The organism is Stenotrophomonas sp. GW821-FHT09E08 (assembly GCF_059416125.1).
Genome location: NZ_JBWKOO010000037.1, coordinates 1 through 866 on the forward strand (window position 1 = coordinate 1; position 866 = coordinate 866).

Annotated in this window: 1 protein-coding gene; it reads left to right on the plus strand. The window is 66.3% G+C overall.

Annotated features, from left to right (window positions below):
* The coding region (locus tag AC07M7_RS21105; protein ID WP_495208223.1) for a fimbria/pilus outer membrane usher protein at positions 1–866 on the plus strand (866 nt) is incomplete at both ends.

The following is an 866-nucleotide window of genomic DNA, read 5'->3' on the forward strand; positions in this document are numbered from 1 at the left end:
ACCGGCTATGGCGGCGACCTGGACGTGAGCGTGATCGAGGCCGATGGCCGCCGCCGCGAATTCAAGGTGCCGTTCGGTTCGGTGCCGCAGATGCTGCGCGAAGGCGTGTCGCGTTACGCGCTGACCGCCGGCCAGGTGCGCAACAAGCTGCTGGCCGATGAGCCGTGGCTTGTGCAGGGCACCTATCAGCGCGGTATCGGCAACCAGCTGACCCTGTACGGCGGCACGGCGCTGAGCGATGGTTACCTGTCGCTGCTGTACGGCGTCGGCCTGTCCACGCCGGTCGGCGCGTTCGCCGCCGACGTCACCCATGCACGTACGACGTTCGACCACTACGGCAACCACACCGGTGCCAGCGTGCGCTTGAGCTACAGCAACATGATCGGCGAGACCGGGACCAACCTGACCCTGGCCGCCTACCGGTATTCGACTGAAGGCTTCTACAGCCTGCAGGACGCGCTGTATGGCCGTGATTCGGACAAGCGCGGCATCGACCCGACCACCCGCGGCCGTCAGCGCAGCCAGTTCCAGGTGACGCTGAACCAGCCGCTGGGCCGTCGCGGCGGTGCGCTGTACGTGACCGGTTCGGTGCGTGACTTCTACGATCGTCCGGGCACTTCCAAGCAGTACCAGGTGGGCTACAACAACGCCTGGCGCTCGGTGAACTACGGCTTCTCGGCACTGCGCACCGAAGAAGGCGTGCTCGGCCGTTCCGATACCCAGTACCTGCTGTCGATGAGCGTGCCGCTGGGCCGTGGCAGCCACCCGGTGTCGTTCAGCGCCGATGTCGGCGTGCGCGAGCGCGGTGGCTACGACAACAGCCGTGTCGGCATTACCGGTTCGACCGGCATCGACAACAACTTCAG